Here is a 16,559-nt window from a genome sequence, read left to right on the forward strand (position 1 = left end):
GCCGAGGCCGCGCGCACCATGGCACAGGAGGGGGTCAAGAGGCTGCCGGTCGTGGACGACGCCGGGCTGCTGGCGGGCATCGTCAGCCGCGCCGACCTGCTCAAGGTCTTCCTGCGCGACGACGACGACATCGCCGAGGAGGTCCGGCACGAGATCGTGGCGCGCCTGCTGCCGCCTTCGTCGTCGGACCTCCGGGCGGAGGTGCACGACGGAGTCGTCACCCTCACCGGCCGGATCCGCGACACCTCGCTCGTCCCCCTGGCGGCACGCCTGGTGCGGGCCGTGGAGGGCGTGGTGGACGTGCGGTTCGACCTCGCGCACGGCGGGGCGGCGCAGTAGCCGGCGGAGTCGGGCCACGCGTCGTGATTCCGTTCGTACGCCTGCCGGGGCATCGGGGGCGGAGCACGACGCTCAGCGTGCCCGCGGGCGTGTGGGGAGGAGGTACGTACGGCCCTCTCGTCCCCATTCCCCGTGTTCGGGGGTCAGGCCGACGTCCATGGCCCGGAGGCAGGGGCGGCCGATGTGGGCGTAGACCAGGCGTCCGACCCGGTTCCGGGCCGCTTCCACGCCGACGTCCCGTACGGGGGCGTGCCCGCCCACCCCACCGCGGAAGCGGATGGGGCGGTCCCAGGACGAGGCTTCCGCGAACATCAGGTCCGCGTCCGCCGCCCAGGCCGGGAAGGACCGGAACTCCGGTGCCCACACCGCCGTGCCCGGCTCTCCCTCGATGCGGTAGCCGCAGGTGGGATGGGAGGTGTGCGCGACCGGCAACGCGCGGATGCGCAACTCGCCGAGGTCCATGTCCGTCATGCGCGGCACCAGGCCGCGCTCGGCGGCCAGACGCCGCAGGGCGGAGCGCAGCTCGGCCTGCTCGTCGGTGACGAGCCAGGCGTCCAGCCGGCCCTCGGGCGGCTCCGCGCCGGGTCCCCCGTCGAAGACGACGCGCCGGCGGCCGTAGGCGATCAGCAGGCCGGCCGGGGCGTAACGCGGGGACGCCATGGCGCCCACGCCCAGCAGCGTGAGCCGGAGCCGACGCGTCATACCGCCACCTCCCGGGAACGTGGACCGTTCCTCTCCCGCATCGTCCCAGGCACGCGGCAGCCGTGAATCCCGGCCACCCGGCGACGTGCCGGGCCGTTCCCCCCAGCGTCGCGGCCCGCCGCCCGGCCCGACCCGCACGCCGCACACCTCTGGCGAACGGGTCGCATGGCGATGGCCTCCGGCCCGTAAGAAGCTGGAGAGGCCGGGGCGGCGGGCCCGGCACGAGAGGAGACAGGGGCGGTGACGATTCCCCTGGTGGTCGGTGTCGACGGATCCGAGGCCGGCCTGGAGGCGGTCGGCTGGGGCGCCTCCGAGGCCGTCCGGCACGGCGTGCCGCTGCATCTCCTGCACGCGGCGGCCGGGGACCGTGACGCGGCCGACGTGCTCGGCGCTGCCTCGGCACGTGCCAGGAAGAGTGCCCCCACGGTTCGGCTGTCCGGCGACGTGGTCCATGGGGAAGCGGCGTCCGCCCTGGTCGACCTGGGGCGCAGTGCCTTCGCGTTGGTGCTGGGGTCCCGGGGTCTCGGAGGCCTCGCCGGCATGCTCCTGGGCTCCGTCGGCCTCGCCGTGGCGGCACGAGCCGACTGCCCGGTCGTCGTGGTCCGCGGCGGGCAGGAGCACCGCGAAGCACGCTTCGGCAGCGTCGTCGTCGGAGTGGAGGACGAACACTGCAGCGGCACAGCGGTGGAGTTCGCCTGCCGGGAGGCCCAGGTGCGCCACTGCCGCCTCGTGGCGGTGCATGCCTGGAGCGCACCGCCGGGTGCGTGCACGACGCCCCAAGCCCCGTCGTGGCCCCTGGAGGCCCATGTGCGCCCGCCGGCTCAGGTGCTCGACGACACCCTGCGCGGGGTGGCCGGCCGGTACCGCGACACCCCGGTGATCCGGCGGGTGATCGAGGCACCGGCGCGCCGGGCGCTGCTGGACGCCGCGTCAGGGGCGGACCTGTTGATCGTGGGCGCCCGGCGGCGACTTGGGCATCCCGGTCTGCAACTGGGCCTGGTCAATCACGCGGTACTGCATCACGCGCCGTGCCCTGTCGCGGTCGTTCCCCAGGTGTGACCGCCGACGAAGCGACCGCGGACGAGCGGGCCGTAGGGCGGTCTCCCGGAGCGGGCGTCGGTCCCTCAGGGACGTTCGGCCCTGTGACCCGAGGCCGCCGCCGGACGATGATGGAACGGGGAGGGGGGGGACCGACCAGCGGCTCGCCGGCGGCCGGACGATGTACCGGTCGTCGGACCGAGGCGAGGAGGAACATCATGTCGCACACGGCGCAGTGGCAGGTCCGCCTCGACCTCTTCGAGGACGACGACGGAACGACGAAGGCACATGTGGTGCTGAACACCGGCACCACCGCTCTCTCCGCCCACGGAAGCGCGCACTGCCATCCGGCGGACATGAACGTGCCGGAGATCGGCGACGAACTGGCGGCCGGCCGGGCCATGGTCGACCTCGCCCACCAGTTGCTGAGCGCCGCCGAACGTGACATGCAGGGAACGGCGCCCGGGCAGGGCACCCGCCGGCCCGCTGCGCGGCCGGTGTGAACCCGGCACCCGTCAGGTGCCGACCCGGGGATGCCCGACCTCGTCCGTGCGTTGCAGGATGTGCCCGGCGTGGCAGGTTGGATACAGCACCATTCTGAGGAGAGGGCGGCGACCATGCGAGCTCACCTCGGCGACCAGCTCATCGTGGAAAGTCCGGCGACCGGTGCCGCCAGGCGCGACGGCGAGATCGTGGGACTCCACCACGCGGACGGAACGCCTCCCTACGACGTGCACTGGTCGGACACGGACGAAGTGACCCTGGTGTTTCCCGGACCCGACGCACACGTCCGTCCCCTGCACCACGAACGGCCCGCGGCCCCGCACGAGCCACGAAGGGGCACCGGTGACGTGACCACCGTGTCCCGCGCCGCCCCACCGCAAAGGGCGGCCAACCCCGGTGACATCGGCCGGCGCGTGGCCCTCGAACGCAGGAAGCGGGGCCTCAGCCGCGAGGAGACGGCCGGCCGCGCCCGGATGTCGCCCGACTACCTGGCGTACCTCGAGGAACGGCCCGCCGACCCGACCCTGGCGACGCTCGTCCGGCTGGCCGACGCGCTGGGCACCACGGTCGCCGCCCTGCGCGGTGGCGGCATCGACCTCCCGCCCGGTCAGGGCTACGCGCTGCTGCATCCCGAGCTGCGCGACCTCACCCCGGAGGAATGCCGCACGCTGCTGTCCACGCACGGCGTGGGACGCGTCTCGGTGTCGACGCCCGACGGCCGCCCGGCAGTCGTCCCGGTCAACTACGACGTCGTCGACGACACCATCGTCTTCCGGACGGCGCCCGATTCCGTGGCCGCGGCGGCCGCCGAACGGGAGGTCGCCTTCGAGGTCGATCACGTGGACGAGGCCCTGAGCCAGGGCTGGAGCGTGCTCGCGGTCGGCCCGGCGAGCGTCGTGACGGACCCGGACACCGTACGGAGACTCACCCGGCAGGCCCACGCCACGCCATGGGCGGGCGGTGGCCGCGAGATGTGGGTGTCGATCCGGCCCACGAGCCTCACGGGCCGCCGGATCGGCCCGGCCGAGCGGCAGAGGCCGTAGCCGACCGTCAGCCGCGCCGAGGCGACGGGCAGGCGACACGACGGTGCCGGCGGCGGTCGAGGCCGCACGGAGCGGGCTGTCCGGGAGGTCACGGCGGAGCCCATGCGGACTCGCGCCGCCGTGGACGTCGGCCGCATCACGTGTGTGTGCCGGACGCGCCGTCCACGGGCAGGTCGGCCAGGCGCCATTCGAGCATGCCGTCGTTGAGGCGGATGGCGCGTCGCCCGCGGTCGGTCAGGAGGCGGACCGCGTCGTAGGCGAGGACGCAGTACTCGCCGCGGCAGTACACGACGATCTCGGAGTCCTCCGGCAACTCGTTGATACGGTCGGCCAGTTCGCCGACCGGGATGGAGATCGCGCCGGGGATGTGCCCGGCCCGGTACTCCTCGACCGGCCGCACATCGAGCACCGTCACACCCCCCGCCGCGACGCGGGCGTGGAGTTCCTCGCGGCTGACCTCCACGGCGCCGTCGTCACCGAGGTAGGCGTCACGGGCGGCCGGCACGGCGGCCTGGTGGTTCTCGGCGACATTGCGCAGCAGGGCGAACAGCCGGGCCACGTCGTCGCCGGCGAGCCGGTAGTGGATGCGCACACCCTCTCTGCGGGTGGCGACGAATCCGGCCTGCTTGAGCGTCTGCAGGTGGGCCGACGCGGTGGTCAGGTTCAGCCCGGCCGCCTTCGCCAGGGCATCGACGGTCCGCTCGCCCTGGGCCAGCAGATCGAGCAGTTCCAGGCGTTTTCCGCTGGCCAGCGCCTTCCCGCTGGCCGCGAACGCGTCGTACAGCCGGGCCTTGGAGCCGGTTGCCGTGATCTCCGCCATGTCCATCCTCCATATATCCATGGAATATCGTAGAGGATGGAGTGGCGACATGAGGACCGGGCCCTGGAGGAACTGCCGTGGACTTTGCCGACGACCATCTGATCCCGCTGGTGGACGCGGGGCTGGGCAACAGCGCCTACCTCGTCGATCTGGGCGACGGCCGTGCCCTGGCCGTGGACGCGAGCCGCGACCTGCGGGCGCTGCACGCCGCGGCCACCCGGCTCGGGCTGCGCGTCGCGTACGCCGCCGACACCCATCTGCACGCCGACTTCCTCTCCGGTGCCGTCCAGCTCGGCCATGACCACGGTGCCACCGTGCTGGCCTCAGCCGCCGGCCGCCGCGCCTTCCCGCACCGGGGTCTCGCGGACGGCGACGAGGTCGACCTGGGCGGGCTGACCCTGCGCGCCCTGGCCACCCCCGGACACACCGACGAGCACCTGTCCTTCCTGCTGCTGGACGGCAGCCGCCCGCTCGGGGTGTTCACCGGCGGCTCGCTGATCGTGAACTCCGCCGCGCGCACCGACCTGCTCGGCGCCGACCGCACGGAGGAGCTGGCCCGCGCGCAGTACCGCTCCCTGCGGCGGCTGACCCGGCTGCCGGACGAGACCGCGGTGTGGCCCACCCACGGAGCCGGCTCCTTCTGCTCGGCGCCGCCCGGGACCGAGCGCACCACCACCATCGGCGCCGAGAAGCGGGCCAACCCTCTGCTCGCCGCACCCGACGAGGACAGCTTCGTGTCCCGGCTGACCGCGAGCCTCGGCAGCTACCCCGCCTACTTCGACCGGCTCGCGGCCGTCAACCGGCGCGGCCCGGCCGTCCTGACCGCCGCGCCGACGCTGCCCGCCCTGGAGACCGGGCAGGTGGGCGCGCTGCTCGCCGAGGGCGGCCATGTCGTCGACGTCCGTCCTGCGGCCCAGTACGCCGCCGCCCACATACCGGGGTCGGTCTCCATCCCGCTGCGCGCCCAGTTCGCCACCTGGCTGGGCTGGCTGCTGCCCGGCGAGGCCCCCCTCGCCTTCGTCACCGGCGCGGACCAGGACCTGTCGGAGATCGTCTGGCAGGCGTACAAGATCGGTTACGAGCGTCTCGCCGGCCGTCTCTCGGGAGGCATGACCGCCTGGCAGCAGGCCGGCCTGCCCACCTCGGCCACCGCGTTCGTCACCCCCGACCGGGCGCCGGCCGCCCCGTACCTCGACGTCCGGCAGACGGCCGAGTACGCCGCCGGACACGTCCCCGGCGCCCGCCACCTCGAACTCGGCGTCCTCGCCGCCCACGCCGCCGAGGTCCCCGAGGGCGCGGTGGTGGGCTGCGGACACGGCGAGCGCGCCATGACCGCCGCCAGTGTCCTGGAGCGTGCCGGGCACACCGGCCTGACCGTCCTGAACGGTAGTCCCGGCGACTACGCCGCCGCCCACGGCCGCCGGCTCACCGAGGGCGGCGCCGGATGAGCGCGACCACCGAGTCCGCGGCCAGGCCTGTTCGGCTGGGACTGCGCGAGAACTGGCCGCAGTTCACGCTGCTGGTCGTCGTGAACGTCTGCGTGGGCGGCCTGGTCGGCCTGGAACGCACGACCGTCCCGCTCATCGGCGCCCGCACCTTCGGCCTGACCAATGACCTGGCCGTCTTCTCCTTCATCATCGCCTTCGGCCTGACCAAGGCCCTCACCAACCTCGCAGCCGGCGCGCTCACGGCCCGCTTCCGCCGCAAACAGCTCCTGGTGGCGGGCTGGCTCATCGGCGTCCCCGTACCGTTCGCCCTCGCCTGGGCACCGTCATGGGGCTGGATCGTCGCCGCGAACGTCCTGCTCGGCCTCAACCAGGGCCTGACCTGGTCGATGACCGTCAACATGAAGATCGACCTCGTCGGCCCCGCCCGGCGAGGACTGGCCACCGGCCTGAACGAGGCGGCCGGCTACACCGCCGTCGGCACCACCGCCCTGGTCACCGGATATCTCGCCACCGTGTACGGCCTGCGCCCGGTACCGGAACTCATCGGTGTCGTCTTCGTCTCCGCCGGGCTCGGCCTCGCCCTGATCGTGCGGGACACCGCCGCGCACGTCGCCCTCGAACTCTCCCGGCACACCAAGCCGCTGGCATCCGGCGAGAGCACCGCCCTGGGACCCACCTTCGCCCGGACGTCCTGGCACCACCGGTCCCTGCGCGGGGCCAGCCAGGCCGGCCTGGTCAACAACCTCAACGACGGCCTCACCTGGGGCGTCTTCCCGCTGCTGTTCACCGAGCACGGTCTGGGCCTCGCCGCCGTCGGCCTCGTCAAGGGCCTGTACCCCATACTCTGGGGCCTCGGCCAGATCCCCACCGGTCACCTCTCCGACCGGATCGGCCGCAAACCGCTGATCGTCACCGGCATGCTCGTCCAGGCCGCCGGATTCGTCCTCGCCCTCGCCCTGCTGGACACCCCTCTGCTGGCGGGCGTCCTCTCCTCCGTCGCGCTCGGGCTCGGCACCGCCATGGTCTACCCGGCCCTGATCGCGTCGGTCTCCGACCACGCGCACCCGGCCTGGCGGACGGGCGCGCTGGGCACCTACCGATTCTGGCGTGACATCGGCTACGCCGTGGGCGCCCTCGTCGCGGGCATCCTCGCCGACGCCCTCGGCCTGAACGCCACGGTCATCGCCGCCGCAGCCCTCACCGCCGGCTCGGGGCTGCTCGCCGCCCGCTGGATCAGCGAACACGACGGCGGCCGCTGACGCGGCTCAAGGTATGCGCGCCCCGGTCACTCCGGGGCCGGCGGGATGTTCTGGTTGACGTGGAACAGGTTGTCCGGGTCGTAGGCGCGCTTGACCGCGGCCAGGCGGTCGTAGTGGCCGCGGTAGGTGGTCCGGACCCGTTCCTGGCTCTCCCCGGGGCCGATGAAGTTGACGTAGGAGCCGCCCATGGAGTGGGGGTGCAGGTCGGTCCAGTAGTCGACGCACCACCGCCGGATGGCCTCGGCGGCGGGGTCCGGGTCGATGCCGGCGATGATGCCGGACCACACGGCGTCCCGGTAGGCCCAGGCCGTGTCGTCGGCGCCGGCCTGGTGGGCCGCCCCGTCAACCGGGTAGAGGTGCATGGTCGACAGACCGGTCGGAAGGTTCTCGCCGTACTCGTGGTGCACGTCGATCGCGGCGTCGGAGAGGCCGTCGAAGAGGTCGCCGCGCCAGTACCACTGCAGTCCCTTGGGGATCAGCTCGTCGAACATGGTCTGCAGGACGGGGTACGGCGTCGGGGTGGCGAAGTGGAAGGCCGGCGGCGCCGGGTCGTTCACCGCGGCGAACACCTCCGTCAGGCGTTCGTCGGAGAGGTCGCCCGTGTAGCACCACACGACCCCGCACATCTTCTGCCCGTGAATCGGCTCGGGGAAGGGCGGTCCGGGCGGTATGACGAGGAGGAGGAAGAACCCGCTGAGCTCGTCCGGCGCGGCGGGCAGGAACTCCCGGTACCAGCGCAGCACTTCGGGGGTCCGGTCGACCGGCCACACCGTCACGGCGACCCCGACGGTGCCGGCCGGGTGCAGGCGGAAGGTGAACGACGTCACCACGCCGAAGTTGCCGCCCCCGCCCCGCAGCGCCCAGAACAGCTCCGGGTGATTGTCCGGGGACGCGGTGACATAGCTGCCGTCGGCGAGGACGACGTCGGCCGACAGCAGGCTGTCGATCGTCAGGCCGTACCTGCGGCTGAGGTGCCCGTGGCCGCCGCCCAGGGTGAGACCGCCGACGCCCGTGGTCGACATGATCCCCGCCGGTACGGCGCGCGCGAAGGCGTGTGTCGCGTGGTCGAGATCGCCGAGCAGGCTGCCGCCGCCCACCTGGGCGGTGTCCGTCTCCGGGTCCACCCTGACCCAGCGCATCGGGGACAGATCGAGGACGAGTCCGTCGTCGACCAGACACAGGCCCGGGCCGCTGTGGCCGCCGCCGCGCACCGCGAGCTCGACGCCGGTGTCCCGGGTGAAGGAGATCACCGCCCGCACGTCCGCCACGTCCACGCACTCGGCGAAGGCGGCCGGCCGCCGGTCGATCATGGCGTTGTAGATGCTGCGGGCCGCGTCGTAGCCGGGGTCCTGCGGCGTGATGACGGATCCCCGCAGTGCCTCGCGCAGAGCGCCGGCAGCCGTTGCGTCGATGGTGTTCATGACCGCGTACCTTTTCCGTCTTCAGTCTTCACCCGCCCACCGCACCCCGCACGTCGGCGTCGGGGACACGAGCCCGCGGGAACGTCGAGGACCCCTGGCCGGCGACGGCCGGCCAGGGGTCCTCGACGGGTCAGCCTGCGTCAGCCGTCGGACTCCGACGACGGGATGTAGGCACCCGGCACGTCGTTCGGTGCGTAGATCTTCCTCTCACCGGGGTACGGCGTCTGCCAGTTGTGCGTCTGGTACCACGTGAAGTGGTTCATCTGCGCGGGGTTGGCGTAGTCGGGCACGGCGTGCGGCCCGGTCAGCCGCTGCTTCGACTTCCAGGCGTCCCACTCCGCGGCGAGCTTCTGCATGTCCGCCGGGACCTTCGCCGCCGGGACGGCCGCCGCCTTCGGGTCCTGCGCCGCCGGGGTGTCCACGCCGCAGGAGGGCGGCGTCTTCAGGCCGTCGGTCAGCGGGGTCCGGTTGGGCACCGCCTTGAACGGCGTGTAGTCCGGGCGCCGGGTGAACGCCCCGCGCATCGGGCTGGCCGCGCTGTCCTTCTGGTTCATCGGGTGGATCCCGAGGATCTGCTCGATGGTGCGGATCATCGTGATCTGCGAGTAGTAGTGGTTGTCGACGGTGCCGTGCTGGGCCCAGGGGCTGATGATCTGGATCGGGGCACGGTGGCCGTCGACGTGGTCGAGACCCGCCTGGGAGTCGTCCTCGACGACGAAGATCGCCGAGTCCTTCCAGTACTTGCTGTGGGAGATCTCGTCGACCATCCTGCCGACCGCGAGGTCGTTGTCCGCCACCTCGGCCGCCGGGCTCGCCGGACCACCGGTGTGGTCGTTGGAGAGCCAGAACATGTTCAGGTTGGCCGGGCCGTTCTTTTCGAAGTCCTGCTTCCAGATCTGGTACTTGTAGATGTCCGGGACGTCGAGGTCGAACAGCGGGAAGCCGGGCACCGAGACGGAGTTGAGCGACGGGATCGCCGAACCCGTCTGTATGGGGTACGCGGTGGGCTGGCCGGTCGCGTCCATGTTCTTGGCGTCGCAGTACAGGTTCTGCCAGGTCGCGCCGGCCGGCTTGCTCTCGATCGACTGGAACTCGCCGAAGTCTCGCACGGACTTCCCGGCCGCCTGGGCACCGGTCCAGATGAAGCCGGACTTCTGGTGACCGAGGACGTCGTTCTCGGTGTCGTAGCTGCGCGCGTACTCACCGGCCGAGGACTCGGTGTACTCCGGGTCGTCGGCCTGCATCAGCCAGTTGTGGCCCTCGGCGGAGTTGGTGCCGATGTCGTACGTGTTGTCGTACAGGCCGAACTGCCTGGCCAGGGCGTGCTGGTTCGGCGTCACGTTCTCGCCGAACTGCGTCACCGACGGGTCGCCGTTGCCCTGCGGCATGTCACCGAAGACCTGGTCGTAGGTCCGGTTCTCCTTGACGATCAGGAAGACGTGCTTGATCGTCGAGGGGTCGCCGAGCCGCTGCGGCACCGGCACCGGCCACGCCTTGCTCCCGCCCTTGGCCAGCGAGACCGAGCCGGGGGTCCAGCCGTTCTGCCGGAAGACCTTGGCCGTCTCGGACCTGATGACGCTGTCGTCCGGCAGGGTGAACCGCTGTACGCTCGACGTGGTGTCGTGGGTGCCGTGCCCGGCGGGATTGTTCGGGCGACGGGCGTCGATACCACGGGTGTTGGAGACCAGCACCTGGTTGCCGACGGTGGTGATCTCCGCGGGGAAGTAGTCCGTCGGGAGCAGGCCGACGTAGCTCACCGGCTCCAGCGGGCTCCGGTACCGGTAGACGGCGACCGCGTTGGCACGGCCGAGGGTCACCAGCAGACGGCCGTCGTCGGTGAGCGTCACCGCGTTGGGCTCGTAGCCCACGGACGCCTCCGGCCACGGCCGGGTGTCGATGGTCTGCACGACCTTGTTCTTGCCGGTGTCGATGACCGAGACGTCGTTGCCGGCCGTGTTGGTGACGAACAGCGCCCTGCCCTTGGCGTACAGGGCGGTCGGGTGCAGGCCGACGTCGATGCTCGAGGGAGCCGCGGCCGGGTTCGCCAGGTCGATGACGCTGACCGTACCGGTGGTGCTGGCGCCCGTCCTCGGGTTGGCCGGCACCTGGGTGCCGTACGAGTTCATGGTGGTGTCGCCGGACCGGGCCGGACGGCCGCCCTCGTTGCTGACGTAGAGCTTGCTGCCGACCATGACCATGTCGCGCGGCGCGTTGCCCACGGTCCAGCTCTGCTTGACGGCGCCGGTCGCCGCGTCGATGGCGACCACCCGGTTCTGGCCGTTGACCGCCGAGTACACGGTGGAGCCGTCGGCGGAGAACACCGCCTGGCCCACCAGCGCGTGCTTGGAGCCGTCCGCCGGGATGGTCACGGCCGTCGGGTCGGCGACGGTGCCGTCCGGGTTGACCGTGAACTTGGTGTAGCCGTCGGTCTGGCCCAGCCACAGCTGCTTGCCGTCGGGAGAGTAGGTGGGGCCTTCCTGGCCCACGGAGTTGCTGCTCAGGCGCGGGGTCGAGGTGGCGGCGGTGCCGACGACCTGCTGGACCTTCCAGTTCTTCACGTCGACGATGGCCAGCGCGCTGCCGCCGTCGGTGACCGCTGCCGCGAGGTGGGTGCCGTCCGGGCTGGGCGAGGACGACATGATCTTGCCGTTGTTGAGGACGAGGCGCTCGCCGTACGGGGCGAGGTACTGGTCGCTGGAGATGACCTGGCCCCGGTCGGTCGTCTGGCCGACCTGGTCGGTGCCGAACTGGTGGGTCTGGGCGTAACCGATGCCGGCGGTGGTGGCGAGGACCACCGCTGTGGCGATCGCGGTGAGGCTGGTCCGGCGCCCGAGGCGTCTACCGAGGAACTCCGTCTCCACAGCCCGGCGGTGGCGGGTTACCTGCATGGAGTCATCCCTTCGAGGTGCTGAGAAGTACGACGTTGCCGTCGAACTGCCAAAGAGGGTTCGGTGCGTCCCCGGTCGGGGTCTGCACCAGGAAGTAGCCGTTCACTTCCTTCGGTCCGTCGCCGTCGGCCACGAACCGCCCGTCGGAGGTGACGTCGAGCTGGTAGATGGCCGTCCCGGTGGCCTCGACGTCGGGGAGATGCCAGGACACGACGCAGCGCCAGTCGTTGCCGGGGCCTTCGGCGGCGACCCTGACACTGCCCTTGTTGCAGGTCGCCGTGGCCCTCAGCTGCGCTTCGGTGACGGCAGGGCGGTTGAGCTGCCTGGTCTGCATGCGATAGAGGTGGGCGAACTCCGTGGCGAGGGAGCGCTGTACCTTGTCCTGCGAGATCCCGGAACCCGTCGCCCCGGTCGCCGAGGCGACGACGGCGACGGTCGCGCCGGCCAGTCCGACGAGCGGCAGGAGGCCGGCGGTGACCGCGCGGCGCCCCGAGCCGTCGTCGGTCAGGTTGGTGAAGTCGCGGCGCAGGAAGAGCAGATAGGCCAGCGCTGTCGCCGTCACCGCCCACAGCAGGCTGACCACGAGGCCGATCACCAGTGGGCCGAGCTGTGCCGGGCTGGTGAACAGTCCGTTCCAGGAGATGAACGCCCAGCTGGGCAGGGCGATTCGCAGGGCGACGGGCAGCGGCAGCATCTGCGCCAGCTGCATGGCCAGTGCGACGACCGCCGGGAGCAGCAGTCCCATCGGGGACCGGCCCAGGACGACCGAGCCGAGAAGGCCGATCCCCGCGAGGGCCAGCGTCGGGGCGAGCACGCAGGCCCAGGCGAGCATCACCTGGCCGGCCGCGTCCCCCGGGGCCAGCAGGTGGCCGTCGAGGCCGACCAGCGGACGGTTGCCGACCGCCACGAGCCCGCCGACCGTGCTGGAGGCGGCCAGCCCGGCCACGAGCAGCAGGATGACGGTGAGACTCGCCAGTGCCTTGGCCGCGAAGATCCGGCGAGGCGAGCGGACGGCCACGAGCAGGTGACGCCAGGTGCCGAGCCGGTCCTCGGAGGCGAACACGTCTCCGGCCACCACGGAGGTCAGCAGCGGGAGCGCCCAGGTGCCGGAGAAGCCGAGGATCACCAGGGGACCGGCCCAGCCGGTGGCGAGCATCCAGCGCCCGAAGAGCGTGTCGGCGGGGAGCGTGCTCTGCTGGCTCACCCCGGCGACGAAGAGCCCCGGTGCGATCCAGCAGGCGATCACCAGCAGGCGGATCCGCCATTGCGAGACGAGTTTGACCAGTTCGAAGCGGTAGCCGCGGGCCACCGAGACGCGGCCGGCGCCGGTGGTGGGTTCGGGGGCGACGACGGTCGCGGTCATCGGCCGGCCTCCTGCGGCTGGGTGTCGGTCTCCTGGGGCCGGGTCCCGGCTCGCTGTTGCTGCTCGGTCAGGGCCAGGAAAGCGGCCTCGAGCGGGGAGACCACGGGGGCGAGTTCACGCAGGGCGATGCCCGACTGCACGAGCCGCACCACCAGTTCGTCGAGGGCCGGCACCAGGGCGCGCACGACGAGCACCTCGGCGCCCTGACGTCCTACGGCGTCATCGACGACGTGGATCCCGGGTGTGCCGGCGGCCAGCCGGCGGGCGGTCTGCGGGTCGGAGGTGAGCAGCCGGTAGTCCAGTTCACGGTTCTCGGCGGCCAGCTTGCTCAACGGGCCGGAGAAGACGATCCGTCCGGTGGCGAGGATGGTGACCTCGGAACACAGTGCCTCGAGGTCGTCCATGCGGTGGCTCGACAGCACGACGCTGGTCCCCTCCGCCACGAGCCGCGTGAGGACACCGTGCACATGTTTCTTGCCGGCCGGATCGAGGCCGTTGGAGGGTTCGTCGAGCACGAGCAGCCGGGGCTTGGTCAGCAGGGCGGCGGCGAGGCCGAGCCGTTGGCGCATGCCCAGGGAGAAGCCGCGGGTCCGGTCGTCTGCGACATCGGTGAGCCCGACCTGGTCGAGCACCTCGTCGATGCCCGCCGTACGGGCGTCGCGACCCCGGAGAGCGGCCAGCGCGGCCAGGTTCTGCCTGGCGGTGAGCGAGGGGTAGAGCCCCGGTCCGTCCACGAACCCGGCGACTCCGTCGGGAGCGGCGAAGGTCCTGCCCACCGGCGTACCGAGGATCTCTAGGCGTCCGCTGTCGGCCACGGCCAGGCCGAGCAGAAGCCCGAGCAGGGTCGTCTTCCCGGCACCGTTCGGGCCCACCAGGCCGTGGATCTGTCCCTGTGCCACATCCAGATCGATGCCGTCGAGGGCGACGACATCACCGAAACACTTGCTGATCCCACGAGCCCGGATCGCACGGAGTGAGTCCATGAGCCCCTTCTTTCGAAAGCCTCAAGGACCCTAAGGAGGGCACATCACACTCACAGCAATCGCGAGTTGAACGCTCATGGAACGGAAGTCAACCGTCGTCCACCCCATGGATAACCGGACATCCCCCTCAATACAGGACTTTGTAAGGAACCTGACCGAACGTTACCCAACACCACCGGGCGCCCGGTCAGAACGCCACGCGCACCTCCCCCACCTCCCGCCCTCCGCCCAGCACCGGCGCACGGCCGACGCGGGCCACGACGGCTGCCGTCACCCCCATCAGGTTCAACGCGCGGGCCAGGACGGGACCGAGGGCCCGGACTCCACCGTCCTCGACCTAGAGGGCCAGGGAACGTCCGTCGGGCAGGGCAAGGGCCTGTACGGCCTCCGCACCCACCTTCGACAGGGCGCCCGGTATGTCCTTCATGAGCCAGGTGTCGTGGCGTCGGGTGCCGGCGACGCACTCGGGGTGGGCGCGCATGGCGTCGGCGACCCGCCGTTCGGGTGTGCCGGGTGCGGCGAGGACGAAGGAGCGGAAGGCACGGGCGAGGCCGGTCGGGCTGATCGCCATCAGGGGCGCCCCGCAGCCGTCCACCCCGACGGCGGCCACCGGTTCACCGGCCGCCTCCTCCACGACGGTGCGGATGGCGCGCTGGAGCGGATGGTCCGGGTCGAGGTAGGACTCCAGCGGCCAGTCCCGGAGCGCGGCGGCGGCCGGCATCGCCGTGTGTTTGCCGGGACAGTTCACGGCCACGCGATCGCGCCGGCCCCCGGCCGCCAGGCAGGCCTCCTGCTCCTCCTGATCCAGCGGGAGGGCGGCCGGGCACCGAAGGCGCTCCGGGGTCAGGCCGTGCTCGTCGAGCATGGCGCGCACCAGGTCGCGGTGGAACGGCTCGCCGGAGTGGCTCGCGGCGGCCAGGGCCAGCCGTTCTCCCCCGAGGCCGAGTCCGGCCCGCAGCACGCCCGCCGCCTGCATCGGCTTGTTGGCGGAACGCGGAAAGACGGGGGACGTCACGTCGCCGGTCTCCCACTCCACCGAGGCGTCTGCGGCGAGCAGTATCACGCTGCCCCGGTGCCGCCCCTCGACGAATCCGGAGCGGACGACCTCGGCGAGGACCGGGGCGGCCGACGTGCTCGCGTCGGGTGCGGTCATGGCGGGCTGGGACATCGGCGGTCACCTTCCGCGGGGGAATCCGGGTTCGACCCGCCCGACCGTCTTCCGGATCGCCGGACATACCGGCCGGATGAGCGGATCGCTCCGCACGGTACCGGTGCCCGAGTCGTGCGCCGCGAGCAGCAGGGATTCCCGGCCACCCGACTCATTCACATACACGAACTCTGCACATGTGGGTGTACGGCAGGACCGCCACCGTGCCAGACTCCCTCAACGCCCCTGCCGTTCCGCCTACTTGGAGGACTGTCCATGAGCATGTCCCGGCGCACCGTGCTCGCCGTGGCAGCCGGAGCCACGGCGACCGCCGTCTCCCCCGCGCAGGCCGCGGAGGCGTCAGGCGGCCAGGGACCGGCACCGGCTGCGCGGTCGCTTCGCGCGGCGGCCGACTACGCGGTGGAGAAACTGCGCGCCGTCGCGCCGGGGGTGACCGGGTTTCCCGTCGGCACGAAGTTCGAGAAGTGGACCTACTCCCAGAACGGTGACTGGGTCGGCGGGTTCTGGCCGGGGACGCTGTGGATGGCGTATCTCCACAGCGGAGACGACGCGTTCCGCACGCTGGCGCTCGACTCCGCCCGCGGACTCGCTCCGCGCCGGTACGACACCACCACCCACGACCTCGGATTCCTCTTCTATCCCTCCTGGGTCACCGCCTGGCGCCTGACGGGCGACGGCAGTTGGCGCGCGGGGGCGATCGAGGCGGCCGACTCCCTCATCCAGCGCTACAACCCGCGCGGCCACTTCATCCGGGCCTGGGGGGCGCCGGACGACCCGAAGAACGCGGGCCGGGTCATCATGGACACGATCATGAACCTCGACCTGCTGGCCTTTGCCGGCCGGCAGACGGGCGACGAGAAGTACCTGCGGATCGCCGTCGAGCATGCCAGGACGGCACAACGGGTCTTTCCCCGGCCGGACGGCTCGACCCCTCATGTCTTCGACTTCGACCCCGGCACCGGGGCGCCGATCGGCCCGAACACGGTCCAGGGCTACAGCCCGAGCTCCTGCTGGTCCCGCGGGCAGGCCTGGGGCGTCTACGGGTTCACCACGATGTACCGCCGTACCGGAGATCGGCAGTTTCTGTCCACGGCACGCAGACTCGCCGACTTCGCGGTGGGAGCGCTGAGTCCGGATCACATACCGGTGTGGGACTACCGTGCACCGCAGGCCCCGTACGACATCAAGGACGCGTCAGCGGGCGCGGTCATGGCATGCGGGCTGCTCGACCTGTCCGCCGCGACCGGCCGGCGTGAGTACCGGCAGGTCGCCCTGCGGATCCTCACGGCGCTGTCGGAGACCTGCCTGACGCGGAACTCCACCCGCGCCGAGGCGATAGTCGCCCGCTGCACCCGCAACCGGCCGGCCGAGGACGGAATCGAGATCTCCCTTCCCTACGCGGACTACTACCTGCTGGAGGGCATCCTGCGCGTGCTGCGGCCGCAGGACGTCGACCGGGCCATCGATCTGTCGACGCTCTGAGGCACCGGCACAGGTGTGCGCCGAAGCCGCCGAGGCATTTGCCCGCCTAGGCGCCCCCGGAACCGACACGAATTCTACGGTTTGGGGCGGGGTGGGTGTGT

General features: G+C 71.9%; 13 protein-coding genes and 1 pseudogene. 7 read left to right on the forward strand and 7 right to left on the reverse strand.

What is annotated here, in order from left to right; translation table 11 throughout:
* The coding region (locus ACWDEN_RS46395) for a BON domain-containing protein (RefSeq protein ID WP_351621612.1) at window positions 1-339 on the forward strand (339 nt) is incomplete at its 5' end.
* Between the two features lie 72 nt (window positions 340-411).
* Here ACWDEN_RS46395 and ACWDEN_RS46400 read toward each other — a convergent pair.
* A complete protein-coding gene (locus ACWDEN_RS46400; protein WP_351621610.1) occupies window positions 412-1,041 on the reverse strand; it encodes an MBL fold metallo-hydrolase in 630 nt (209 codons plus the stop codon).
* A gap of 240 nt (window positions 1,042-1,281) precedes the next feature.
* Here ACWDEN_RS46400 and ACWDEN_RS46405 point away from each other — a divergent pair, with 240 nt between their 5' ends.
* The 3 genes from ACWDEN_RS46405 (at window position 1,282) to ACWDEN_RS46415 (ending at window position 3,626) form a co-directional block, all read left to right on the forward strand.
* Window positions 1,282-2,100, forward strand: coding sequence for a universal stress protein (locus tag ACWDEN_RS46405; protein WP_351621608.1), 819 nt, complete (start codon window positions 1,282-1,284; stop codon window positions 2,098-2,100).
* 197 nt (window positions 2,101-2,297) lie between these two features.
* Window positions 2,298-2,582, forward strand: a complete 285-nt coding sequence (locus ACWDEN_RS46410; RefSeq protein ID WP_351621607.1) for a DUF1876 domain-containing protein — start codon at window positions 2,298-2,300, stop codon at window positions 2,580-2,582.
* A 114-nt stretch (window positions 2,583-2,696) separates the two neighbouring features.
* Entirely contained in the window at window positions 2,697-3,626 is a 930-nt protein-coding gene (locus tag ACWDEN_RS46415; protein ID WP_351621604.1) for a pyridoxamine 5'-phosphate oxidase family protein, read from the forward strand.
* A 136-nt stretch (window positions 3,627-3,762) separates the two neighbouring features.
* Here the strand turns inward: ACWDEN_RS46415 and ACWDEN_RS46420 are convergent, their stop codons facing one another.
* Window positions 3,763-4,446: an ArsR/SmtB family transcription factor gene (locus ACWDEN_RS46420; protein ID WP_450864062.1), complete on the reverse strand. Its 684-nt coding sequence runs from the start codon at window positions 4,444-4,446 to the stop codon at window positions 3,763-3,765.
* Between the two features lie 77 nt (window positions 4,447-4,523).
* Here ACWDEN_RS46420 and ACWDEN_RS46425 point away from each other — a divergent pair, with 77 nt between their 5' ends.
* Window positions 4,524-5,894, forward strand: coding sequence for an MBL fold metallo-hydrolase (locus ACWDEN_RS46425; RefSeq protein WP_450864064.1), 1,371 nt, complete (start codon window positions 4,524-4,526; stop codon window positions 5,892-5,894).
* Window positions 5,891-7,153, forward strand: a complete 1,263-nt coding sequence (locus ACWDEN_RS46430; RefSeq protein WP_450864066.1) for an MFS transporter — start codon at window positions 5,891-5,893, stop codon at window positions 7,151-7,153. The genes ACWDEN_RS46425 and ACWDEN_RS46430 overlap by 4 nt, the downstream gene beginning before the upstream one ends.
* Before the next feature lie 26 nt (window positions 7,154-7,179).
* Here the strand turns inward: ACWDEN_RS46430 and ACWDEN_RS46435 are convergent, their stop codons facing one another.
* The 5 genes and pseudogenes from ACWDEN_RS46435 to ACWDEN_RS46455 all read right to left on the reverse strand — a co-directional run bounded on the left by ACWDEN_RS46435 (window position 7,180) and on the right by ACWDEN_RS46455 (window position 14,961).
* Window positions 7,180-8,574: an FAD-binding oxidoreductase gene (locus tag ACWDEN_RS46435; RefSeq protein ID WP_450864068.1), complete on the reverse strand. Its 1,395-nt coding sequence runs from the start codon at window positions 8,572-8,574 to the stop codon at window positions 7,180-7,182.
* A 140-nt stretch (window positions 8,575-8,714) separates the two neighbouring features.
* Window positions 8,715-11,462, reverse strand: a complete 2,748-nt coding sequence (locus ACWDEN_RS46440) for an alkaline phosphatase family protein (RefSeq protein WP_450864070.1) — start codon at window positions 11,460-11,462, stop codon at window positions 8,715-8,717.
* A gap of 4 nt (window positions 11,463-11,466) precedes the next feature.
* Complete coding sequence (locus ACWDEN_RS46445) at window positions 11,467-12,825, reverse strand: ABC transporter permease (protein WP_450864072.1); 1,359 nt, start codon at window positions 12,823-12,825, stop codon at window positions 11,467-11,469.
* Window positions 12,822-13,808 carry an ABC transporter ATP-binding protein gene (locus ACWDEN_RS46450; RefSeq protein WP_351621584.1) on the reverse strand — a complete coding sequence of 329 codons (987 nt, stop codon included), beginning with the start codon at window positions 13,806-13,808 and terminating at the stop codon, window positions 12,822-12,824. Before ACWDEN_RS46450 ends, ACWDEN_RS46445 begins: the two co-directional genes overlap by 4 nt.
* A gap of 187 nt (window positions 13,809-13,995) precedes the next feature.
* Window positions 13,996-14,961: pseudogene (locus ACWDEN_RS46455) on the reverse strand (asparaginase).
* A 270-nt stretch (window positions 14,962-15,231) separates the two neighbouring features.
* On the opposite strand from ACWDEN_RS46455, the gene ACWDEN_RS46460 reads away from it, so the two are divergent.
* Entirely contained in the window at window positions 15,232-16,458 is a 1,227-nt protein-coding gene (locus ACWDEN_RS46460) for a glycoside hydrolase family 88 protein (protein ID WP_351621581.1), read from the forward strand.
* Window positions 16,459-16,559: the final 101 nt, after the last annotated feature.

It is taken from the genome of Streptomyces sp. NPDC001153 (assembly GCF_053598315.1).

Bases quoted from the DNA above. Each gene is read 5' to 3' on its own strand.
- ACWDEN_RS46400 (WP_351621610.1), bottom strand. From the start codon at position 1,041: ATGACGCGTCGGCTCCGGCTCACGCTGCTGGGCGTGGGCGCCATGGCG.
- ACWDEN_RS46410 (WP_351621607.1), top strand. From the start codon at position 2,298: ATGTCGCACACGGCGCAGTGGCAGGTCCGCCTCGACCTCTTCGAGGAC.
- ACWDEN_RS46415 (WP_351621604.1), top strand. From the start codon at position 2,697: ATGCGAGCTCACCTCGGCGACCAGCTCATCGTGGAAAGTCCGGCGACC.
- ACWDEN_RS46420 (WP_450864062.1), bottom strand. From the start codon at position 4,446: ATGGCGGAGATCACGGCAACCGGCTCCAAGGCCCGGCTGTACGACGCG.
- ACWDEN_RS46430 (WP_450864066.1), top strand. From the start codon at position 5,891: ATGAGCGCGACCACCGAGTCCGCGGCCAGGCCTGTTCGGCTGGGACTG.
- ACWDEN_RS46435 (WP_450864068.1), bottom strand. From the start codon at position 8,574: ATGAACACCATCGACGCAACGGCTGCCGGCGCTCTGCGCGAGGCACTG.
- ACWDEN_RS46440 (WP_450864070.1), bottom strand. From the start codon at position 11,462: ATGCAGGTAACCCGCCACCGCCGGGCTGTGGAGACGGAGTTCCTCGGT.
- ACWDEN_RS46445 (WP_450864072.1), bottom strand. From the start codon at position 12,825: ATGACCGCGACCGTCGTCGCCCCCGAACCCACCACCGGCGCCGGCCGC.
- ACWDEN_RS46450 (WP_351621584.1), bottom strand. From the start codon at position 13,808: ATGGACTCACTCCGTGCGATCCGGGCTCGTGGGATCAGCAAGTGTTTC.
- ACWDEN_RS46460 (WP_351621581.1), top strand. From the start codon at position 15,232: ATGAGCATGTCCCGGCGCACCGTGCTCGCCGTGGCAGCCGGAGCCACG.